A 9227-nucleotide genomic window follows, 5' to 3' on the forward strand; every position below is an offset into this window, starting at 1 on the left:
ACTCCTTTCGGTCGGTCTACAACGCATCAGGCTGGAAAAAAGTTTAGGGTCATGACGTCAAGCCCGGTATCCAGGGCCGTAAATCTGGGTAAAGATTTGTGCCGGCTCAGTGCTTGGAGCGCCGGTTTGCGGCTTCGTTCCAATCGGCTTCGTTGAAACCGACGGTGATGCTGGCATCCCTCCATTCCACCACCGGGCGCTTGATGACGCTGGGCTGCGCCAGCATGACCTGCGCCGCGCTGGTGGCATCGCGCACCGTCGCCTGGGTATCGGGGTCGAGCTTGCGCCAGGTGGTTCCCTGGCGGTTGAGCAGCTTTTCCCATCCCACCGCGTCGGACCATCGGGACAGGCGCTCGGGCGGCACGCCTTGCTTCTTGAAATCGTGGAATTGGTACTCGATGCCCTGCCCGCTGAGCCATGCGCGGGCTTTTTTCACGGTGTCGCAGTTGGGAATACCGTAGAGCACGGCGGTGGGGGACGACGTCGGGGCAGGGGTGTGGGTACTCATGGCGCCGATCATCGTGCAAGCCGCGCTCGGCGACAATCCGGCCCCGTATGCACACCAATTTCGACACCCTGGAAGGCTGGCTCGGCCATTGCGAGCGCCTGCACCCGAAGAACATCGACATGGGCCTTGATCGCGTGCGCACCGTGGCACGGCGCATGGATCTGCGGTTCGACTGCCCGGTCATCACCGTGGCCGGAACCAACGGCAAGGGTTCCACCTGCGCCATGCTCGAGGCGGTGGCGCTGCAGTCGGGCTACCGCACGGGCGTGTACACGTCGCCGCACCTGGTGCATTTCGAAGAGCGGTGCCGCATCCACGGCGACATCGTCAATGCTTCGGATTTGATAGCGCACTTTGCAGCAGTGGAAAGCGCCAGGGTCCAAAACGGCGAAGAGGTTTCGCTGTCGTATTTCGAATTCACCACGCTGGCGATCTTGCGGCTCATGAGCCTGTCGCGGCTGGACGTGGCCATTCTCGAGGTGGGCCTGGGCGGGCGGCTGGACGCCACCAATGTGATCGACACCGACTGCGCCGTCATCACCAGCATCGACATCGACCATACGGAATTTCTCGGGCCCGACCGCGAATCCATCGGGCGCGAGAAGGCCGGCATCATGCGCACGGGCCGTCCCGTGGTGGTGAGCGACCCCATGGCCCCGCAGAGCGTGCTGGACCATGCGCTGGAGATCGGCGCCGACCTGTGGCGCTTCGGCCATGACTTCAATTTTTCGGGCGACAAGCAGCAGTGGAGCTGGGCAGGGCGGGGCCGCCGCTACGCCGGCATGGCCTACCCGTCGCTCCGCGGCGCCAACCAACTCGTCAATGCCTCCGGCGCCCTGGCTGCGCTCGAGGCGGTGCGCGATCGCCTTCCGGTCACCGCGCAGGCCGTGCGCAACGGGCTGGCCATGGTGGAGTTGCCCGGCCGTTTCCAGATCGTTCCCGGACAGCCCACGCTGGTGCTGGACGTCGCGCACAACCCCCACTCGGTGGCCGCGCTCACGGCCAATCTCGATGCGATGGGGTTCTTTCCCACCACGCATGCCGTACTGGGCGCCATGGCCGACAAGGACCTCGGGCCCATGCTGGCCAAGATCGGCCCGCTGGTGGACCGCTGGTATTTCACCGACCTGCCCACGCCCCGCGCGGAGACTGCGGCGGGCCTGCAGCAGAAATGGAATGCCTTGCAGATCGTGGCCGGGGGGCGCCGCACGGTGCCCACCAGTCTGCATGCCGACCCCCAGCAGGCACTGCAGGCGGCCGTCGATGCTTCGGAGCCGGCTGATAGAATCGTGGTCTTTGGCTCGTTCTACACGGTGGGCGGCGTTCTGACCAATGGGACGCCTCGCCTGCAGGCCAAGCATCTGGGCGCATAAGGTCCGCACGATTCTGCACTCCATGGCATTTTTCAAGTTTCGGTGGCCCGGCAGCAAGGAGCAACCCGACAAACCCGCGGGTAAGCGCTCGCGCAATGCCCAGGCCGAGAGCATCGAGGCCATGCGCCGTCGTGCACGGCATCGGTTGATCGGCGCGGCCGTTCTCGTGTTGCTCGGGGTGGTGGGATTCCCCATCCTGTTCGATACGCAGCCGCGCCCCATCCCGGTCGATATTCCCATCGACATTCCCGATCGCAACAAGGTTGCCCCGTTGGTCGTGCCCGAAGCAGCAGCGCCTGCCCGCCCAGCGGCGTCGGCCACGGCGATGGCATCGTCTGGCGGCTTGGCCGAAGGCGAAGAGGTCGTGCCTTCGAGCCGCACCGCGCCCAAGCCGGCCGCCGTGGCGCCCGCTGCCAGTGCTGTGCCTTCGGTCGCTCCGAAGCCCGAGGTGCGGACCGAGCCCAAGCCGGCACCGCGCCCGGACCCCAAGCCGGTTCATGAGCAAAAGCCTGAACCCAAACCCGAGCCCAAGCCTGAGGTGAAGCCCCAGCGTTCCGAGGACGCGGCCCGCGCGCGCGCGTTGCTCGAAGGGCGCGATGCGGGGATGGCTCCGACCGCAGCGGCTTCAAAAAGCGAAGAGGGCCGGCTGATCGTCCAGGTGGGCGCCTTTGCCGACGCCGACAAGGCCCGCGAAGTGCGCCAGTCGCTGGAGCGTGCCGGTCTCAAGACCTATACCCAGGTGGTGGACACCAAGGATGGCAAGCGCACCCGCGTGAGGGTGGGGCCTTATGCGTCCCGTGCCGAGGCCGACAAGGCAGCTGCGCGCGTGAAGGGCCTGGGCCTGTCGGCTTCGGTCCTCGCGCTCTAGTCCTGAACACGGTTCGCGCAGCGCATGGCTTCGCTGGACTGGATCTTTTTGGCGGTCTTGCTGGGCTCCGTGGTATTTGGAGCCTGGCGCGGCCTAGTTTACGAATTGTTGTCGCTGGCAGGCTGGGTTCTGGCTTTTTTCGTGGCCCAGTGGTGGGCCGAGGAGGTCGGGCGATGGCTGCCGATTTCCGATTCGGCGGAGTCTGTACGCCATGCCGCGGGATTCGCCCTCGCGTTCATCGGCACGCTGTTCGCCTGTGGATTTCTGGCCTGGCTGGTCAAGAAGCTGATCGAGGCGGTGGGGCTGCGGCCCGTGGACCGCGCGCTGGGTGCGGCATTCGGTGCACTGCGGGGTATGGTGCTGTTGCTGGCGGCCTCGCTGGTGGTGCTGTGGACGCCTCTGCATGAGGGGCTGTGGTGGAAAGATTCACAAGCCGCCCCCATATTGACGGGAATGCTGGAAGTGCTGAAACCGGCTTTGCCGCCAGCCTTGGGAAGGCATCTGCCTTCATGACATGGACGCAGCGCCACTTCTAGTGGCGCTGCGTAGATTTTTTACTGCGGGATCGCCCGCCTTTGGATGGAACGCGAATATGTGTGGAATCGTCGGCGTGGTCAGCACGGCTCCTGTCAATCAACTGGTCTATGACGCGCTGCTGCTTTTGCAGCACCGTGGCCAGGATGCGGCGGGCATCGTCACCCAGCAGGGGCGGAAATTCTTCATGCACAAGGCCAAGGGCATGGTGCGTGACGTGTTTCGCACGCGAAACATGCGTGCGTTGCCTGGCACGGTCGGCCTGGGGCAGGTGCGCTATCCCACGGCAGGCAATGCCTACAGCGAAGAAGAAGCCCAGCCGTTTTATGTGAACGCTCCTTTCGGTTTGGTGCTGGTGCACAACGGCAACCTGACCAATGCGCAATCGCTGCGCGCCGAACTTTTCTCGACCGACCACCGCCACACCAACACCGAGAGCGACTCAGAGGTGCTGCTGAACGTGTTCGCGCACGAGCTGGAGCGCGCCACCCGCGGTGTTCCTCTGCAGACCGAAGACGTGTTCGCGGCGGTGCGTGCCGTGCACCGCCGTGTGAAGGGCTCCTACGCCGTGATCGCATTGATCGCAGGCCACGGTCTGGTCGCCTTCCGCGATCCCCACGGCATCCGCCCGCTGTGCATGGGTCGCAGCCCTGAGGGCACCGTGATGGTCGGCAGCGAATCAGTGGCGCTGGAAGGCACGAACCATGTGTTCGAGCGCGACATTCAACCGGGCGAGGCCGTGTTCATCACGGACGATGGCACGGTGCATGCACAGCAGTGCGCTGATTCGCCGCAGCTCAACCCCTGCATCTTCGAATTCGTCTATCTTGCGCGCCCTGACTCGGTGCTCGACGGCATCTCGGTGTACCAGGCCCGCCTGAATCTGGGCGAGGCACTTGCAAAGCGCGTGATCTCCACCGTGCCGCCCAACGAGATCGACGTGATCATTCCCATTCCTGAATCCAGCCGTCCGAGCGCCACGCAATTGGCCCACCTACTGGGTATTCCTTACCGCGAAGGTTTCGTGAAGAACCGCTACGTGGGCCGCACTTTCATCATGCCGGGGCAGGGCGTTCGCAAGAAGTCCGTGCGGCAAAAGCTCAATGTCATCGCCAGCGAGTTCAAGGGCCGCAACGTGCTGCTGGTGGACGATTCCATCGTGCGCGGCACGACCTCGCGCGAGATCGTCCAGATGGCGCGTGATGCAGGCGCCCGCAAGGTGTACCTGGCCAGCGCGGCCCCGCCCGTGCGCTATCCCAACGTGTACGGCATCGACATGCCCACCAGCAGCGAACTCGTGGCCCATGGCCGCACGGTGGAAGAGGTGCGCCAGTCCATCGGCTGCGATGCGCTCATCTACCAAGACGTCAACGGCATGAAGAAGGCGGTGGGCTCGCTGAACGGCCGCATCGAGGGCTTCGACGCATCGTGTTTCGACGGTGTGTACGTGACCGGCGACATCACCGCGCAAGACATCGCGCGACTGAACGAAGGGCGCGTCGGCATGGAAGAGCAGCAAGAAGAAGACACTTCTCGCCTGGCATTGCCCAACGCCCAGGACGCTTGAACGCACTCGATGCCCATTCCATGAATTCCCCCTTGAACCAACGAACCCTCCCCGAAGGCTTGCATCCCGACACGCTCGCGGTGCGAGAAGCCATTCCCCGCAGCGTGTATGGCGAGCATTCCGAGGCGCTGTATCTCAGCAGCAGCTTCGTGCAGCCCGATGCCGCGACGGCCGCTCGCCGTTTTGCCGGTGAGGAAGACGGGTACACCTATACCCGTACCGCAAACCCCACGGTCACCAGTTTCGAGCGTCGGCTGGCCGCGCTCGAAGGTACGGAGTTCGCCATCGGCACGGCGACGGGCATGTCTGCCATCTTGCTGATGTGCCTGGCCCTGCTGAAGACCGGCGACCATGTGATCTGCTCCCGGTCGATGTTCGGCTCGACCATCAAACTCATCGGCGGTGAATTGTCGCGTTTCGGGGTGCAGACCACCTTCGTTCCGCAGACCGATGCCGCCGCCTGGAAGGCTGCACTGCGGCCCGAGACCCGGCTCATGTTCGCCGAGACTCCGACCAATCCGCTCACGGACCTTTGCGACATCCGCGCGCTCGCCGACATTGCCCATGAGGCAGGCGTGCTACTGGCAGTGGACAACTGTTTTGCCTCGCCAGCCTTGCAGCAGCCTGCGAAATGGGGTGCCGACCTGGTCCTTCACTCGGGAACCAAGTTTCTGGACGGGCAGGGACGTGTGATGGCAGGCGCCGTGTGCGGCCCTCGCTCGCTCATCGAAGAAAAGCTCGCTCCCATGATCCGCAGCGCGGGCATGAACCTCTCGCCTTTCAACGCGTGGGTCGTGCTCAAGGGCCTGGAAACCTTGTCCATCCGCATGAAGGCCCAAAGCGCGAATGCCCTGCAACTGGCGACCTGGTTGGAGGCGCATCCCAACGTGGCCCGTGTGTATTACCCCGGGTTGTCGTCGCATCCGCAGCACGAGCTGGCGATGCGGCAGCAATCCGGCTTAGGGGGGGCTGTGGTGTCCTTCGACGTCAAGGCAAAGACCGGTGATGCCGCATCGGCACGTGCCCAGGCGTTCCACGTGCTGGACAGCACACGGGTGTGCAGCATCACCGCCAATCTGGGCGACACGAAAACCACGGTGACCCATCCCGCCAGCACGTCGCATGGCCGGCTGACCGAAGAGCAGCGCCAAGCTGCAGGCTTGGGCCAGGGCCTGATTCGCGTCGCCGTAGGGCTTGAACATATCGAAGACTTGAAGGCCGACCTAGCACGTGGCCTGGATACCCTGCAATGAACGAAGCCAATCCCACACCACGCGTTCGCACGCGTTTCGCACCGTCGCCCACGGGTTTCATCCATCTGGGCAATATCCGCTCCGCACTCTATCCCTGGGCTTTTGCCCGCGCGACAGGTGGTGATTTCATCCTTCGCATCGAAGACACCGACGTGGAGCGGTCCAGTCAGGCGGCAGTCGACGTGATTCTGGAAGGCATGCAGTGGCTCGGCATGGAGCCTGATGAAGGCCCGTTCTACCAAATGCAGCGCATGGACCGATACAAGGAAGTCCTGGTCCAATTGCAGGCTGCCGGCCATGTGTACCCCTGCTACATGAGCGTCGAGGAGTTGGATGCACTGCGTGAACGGCAGATGCAGGCCAAGGAAAAGCCCCGGTACGACGGCACATGGCGTCCCGAGCCAGGCAAGACTTTGCCGGCAGTGCCTGAAGGGGTGAAGCCCGTGCTGCGCTTTCGCAACCCCCTCGGCGGCGCGGTCGTCTGGGAAGACAAGGTCAAGGGACGCATCGAGATCAGCAACGACGAACTCGACGATCTGGTGATCGCCCGGCCTGATGGAACGCCCACCTATAACTTCTGCGTGGTGGTGGACGACATCGACATGGTCATTACGCATGTGATCCGGGGCGACGACCACGTCAACAACACACCCCGCCAGATCAATATCTTCGAAGCCCTCGGCAAGAAGCCTCCCGTGTATGCCCATCTGCCGACCGTGCTCAACGAGCAGGGCGAGAAGATGAGCAAGCGCAATGGAGCCAAGCCCGTCACGCAATACCGCGACGAGGGCTATCTGCCCGAAGCCATGGTGAACTATCTGGCCCGTCTGGGGTGGAGCCATGGGGATGATGAAATCTTCAGCCGCGAGCAGTTTTTGCAATGGTTCAATCTCGACCACCTGGGACGCAGTGCCGCCCAGTTCGATGAAGCCAAGCTCCGGTGGGTGAATTCCCAGCACTTGAAGGCCATGGCGGACGATGCACTGGCCGCGCTCGTGGCGCCTCACCTGGAGCGCCGAGGAATCTCTGCCGCAGACTTGTCGGATGGCCGCCTGCCGCGCATCTGCTCGCTGTTCAAGGACCGCTGCGATACATTGGTTGCGTTGGCGGATTGGGCTTTCGTCTTCTATGGCGAGGTAGTACCCAATCCCGAGGAATATGCCAAGCACGTGACGGATGGCATCTGGCCTGCCATTGCTGCGCTATCGCAAGCCTTGACGGTTTGCGCATGGGACAAGGCTTCCATCGCTGCAGCCTTCAAGGAAGTTCTCGCCGCGCATTCGCTCAAAATGCCGCAGTTGGCGATGCCTGTGCGGGTCTTGACGGTGGGGACCGCCCATACGCCTTCTGTGGATGCGTTGCTCGAACTGGTTGGGCGTGAAAAAATCACCGGGAGATTGCTGAAGCCGTAAAAACCTGTCTATAATTCAAGGCTCAGGAAATGACGGCAATCACAGTGTGAATGTTGTTATTCAGTGGGGGTATAGCTCAGCTGGGAGAGCGCTTGCATGGCATGCAAGAGGTCATCGGTTCGATCCCGTTTACCTCCACCACTGAGAGTTATAGAACAGTTAGTTCCAAGGTTTTGACCCTATCGTCTAGAGGCCTAGGACATCACCCTTTCACGGTGAGTACCGGGGTTCGAATCCCCGTAGGGTCGCCAAGTTTGTAGCACTTGGCTTGTGTTCGTAACGCAAGCAAACGCTGCCTGCCAGGAGTGGTAGTTCAGTTGGTTAGAATACCGGCCTGTCACGCCGGGGGTCGCGGGTTCGAGTCCCGTCCACTCCGCCAGTCAATACCCTTGCAGGTCTTTAATGTGCAAGGGTTTTTCTTTGGCATTTGGCCAAAGAAAGTGGGGGGTATAGCTCAGCTGGGAGAGCGCTTGCATGGCATGCAAGAGGTCATCGGTTCGATCCCGTTTACCTCCACCACTGAGAGTTAGAGAACGGTTAGTTCCCAGGTTTGACCCTATCGTCTAGAGGCCTAGGACATCACCCTTTCACGGTGAGTACCGGGGTTCGAATCCCCGTAGGGTCGCCAAGTTTGTAGCATTTTGCTTGTGTTCGTAACACAAGCAAACGCCGCCTGCCAGGAGTGGTAGTTCAGTTGGTTAGAATACCGGCCTGTCACGCCGGGGGTCGCGGGTTCGAGTCCCGTCCACTCCGCCATTTATCGTTGTGAATCAATAAACTTTCGAGTTTACTCGATTCGATTCAACAACACACTCATACGGCGCCGCAGTCAAATGCGGCGCCGTTTTCTTTATGTAGAAGCGGTTTAGGGGAACGCACGTTCTGGTGCAGCACTCCGTAGGGCCCAACCCGGCCTGCTCGAAAGAGCATGGTCACAGCGTTGCCGGTAACGGTACGCAGAAGGGAGAAAGCAATATGAAGAGTCGGAAAACCAGCTCCAAAGCCTCGAAGTCCAAGTGGAACCTGAAGAACATCTGTCTTCACGCGCTGCACGTTCTCGTGCTTGTTATCACCATCGCCGCGCATCCTATGCGTGATCATGGCCCGACTGGAGCGCTGCCCTAAACTGCTTCGATCTACGCATACCGCTAACCCCAAACCGCAAAATCTGGCAAAGTTTTGCCATTGTTCGACGTTAAAAAAACGGCCCACCAGGCGGCTATGATTGAGTTATCGAATCGTGGTTTTCGCGTACCGAAGCCAGATTTGATCGAGCGCACATCAGTGCGGCAAGACGCGAACTGAGGCCTAGCCCTCACACCTCGCGGACCCCTTACCACCCGTTCTCGATAGCAGTCTTTTTGACCCGCAGCCAGCAGGTCGGGCCGCTGCATGGGCGCTCGCTTCTTCCAACCCAACTCAAGGAGCTATCCAATGCCAAAGACCGCGCCCGCCACCAAAACCTCTGTTGCAGCATCTACGAAGCCTGCAAGTGTCCTGCCCGAGGGCTTCGTTTCTCCGTTCAACCGCGTCGAGATGCAACCCGGCGTGCGCATCGATGACGGCCTGTGCTGCGTCGCCATGCTGCCCGGCGTCAACTATTCTGAGCGTCCGGCGTCAATTATCTTGAGCGGCGCGGTCGAGCATGTTCATTGAGTAGTTGTCGTCGCGCTGCGTTGCCGGCGAGCCGGCAACGCAGCGCGGCGGCGGTA

Annotated in this window: 8 protein-coding genes and 6 tRNA genes; 13 read left to right on the plus strand and 1 reads right to left on the minus strand. The window is 62.0% G+C overall.

All coding sequences use genetic code 11. The features are described 5' to 3' along the window. Window positions 1-106: 106 nt before the first annotated feature. Window positions 107-520 (minus strand): ArsC family reductase, encoded by a 414-nt coding sequence (locus AVHM3334_RS20730; protein WP_284415398.1) that lies wholly within the window; start codon window positions 518-520, stop codon window positions 107-109. 35 nt (window positions 521-555) lie between these two features. Between AVHM3334_RS20730 and folC the strand changes: the two genes are divergently transcribed. The 13 genes from folC (at window position 556) to AVHM3334_RS20795 (ending at window position 9171) form a co-directional block, all read left to right on the plus strand. Then, window positions 556-1881, plus strand: a complete 1326-nt coding sequence (gene folC, locus AVHM3334_RS20735; RefSeq protein ID WP_284415399.1) for a bifunctional tetrahydrofolate synthase/dihydrofolate synthase — start codon at window positions 556-558, stop codon at window positions 1879-1881. Window positions 1882-1903: 22 nt separating this feature from the next. Next, window positions 1904-2749, plus strand: coding sequence for an SPOR domain-containing protein (locus tag AVHM3334_RS20740; RefSeq protein WP_284415400.1), 846 nt, complete (start codon window positions 1904-1906; stop codon window positions 2747-2749). A gap of 24 nt (window positions 2750-2773) precedes the next feature. Continuing rightward, window positions 2774-3262 (plus strand): CvpA family protein, encoded by a 489-nt coding sequence (locus AVHM3334_RS20745; RefSeq protein ID WP_284415401.1) that lies wholly within the window; start codon window positions 2774-2776, stop codon window positions 3260-3262. 79 nt (window positions 3263-3341) lie between these two features. Beyond that, window positions 3342-4850, plus strand: a complete 1509-nt coding sequence (purF, locus tag AVHM3334_RS20750; protein ID WP_284415402.1) for an amidophosphoribosyltransferase — start codon at window positions 3342-3344, stop codon at window positions 4848-4850. Window positions 4851-4870: 20 nt separating this feature from the next. Beyond that, window positions 4871-6103 carry an O-succinylhomoserine sulfhydrylase gene (locus AVHM3334_RS20755; protein WP_502869960.1) on the plus strand — a complete coding sequence of 411 codons (1233 nt, stop codon included), beginning with the start codon at window positions 4871-4873 and terminating at the stop codon, window positions 6101-6103. Then, window positions 6100-7515 carry a glutamate--tRNA ligase gene (gene gltX / locus AVHM3334_RS20760; protein WP_284415404.1) on the plus strand — a complete coding sequence of 472 codons (1416 nt, stop codon included), beginning with the start codon at window positions 6100-6102 and terminating at the stop codon, window positions 7513-7515. Before AVHM3334_RS20755 ends, gltX begins: the two co-directional genes overlap by 4 nt. 65 nt (window positions 7516-7580) lie before the next feature. After that, window positions 7581-7656: transfer RNA gene (locus AVHM3334_RS20765), tRNA-Ala, on the plus strand. Window positions 7657-7690: 34 nt separating this feature from the next. After that, a tRNA-Glu gene (locus AVHM3334_RS20770) sits at window positions 7691-7766 on the plus strand. Between the two features lie 51 nt (window positions 7767-7817). Further along, window positions 7818-7894 (plus strand) — tRNA-Asp (locus AVHM3334_RS20775). A 64-nt stretch (window positions 7895-7958) separates the two neighbouring features. Next, window positions 7959-8034: transfer RNA gene (locus AVHM3334_RS20780), tRNA-Ala, on the plus strand. A 33-nt stretch (window positions 8035-8067) separates the two neighbouring features. Next, window positions 8068-8143, plus strand: a tRNA-Glu gene (locus AVHM3334_RS20785). A gap of 51 nt (window positions 8144-8194) precedes the next feature. Then, window positions 8195-8271 (plus strand) — tRNA-Asp (locus AVHM3334_RS20790). 678 nt (window positions 8272-8949) lie between these two features. Beyond that, entirely contained in the window at window positions 8950-9171 is a 222-nt protein-coding gene (locus AVHM3334_RS20795; RefSeq protein ID WP_284415405.1) for a hypothetical protein, read from the plus strand. Window positions 9172-9227: the final 56 nt, after the last annotated feature.

This window comes from Acidovorax sp. SUPP3334 (assembly GCF_030159055.1).
GTDB lineage: Bacteria > Pseudomonadota > Gammaproteobacteria > Burkholderiales > Burkholderiaceae_C > Paracidovorax.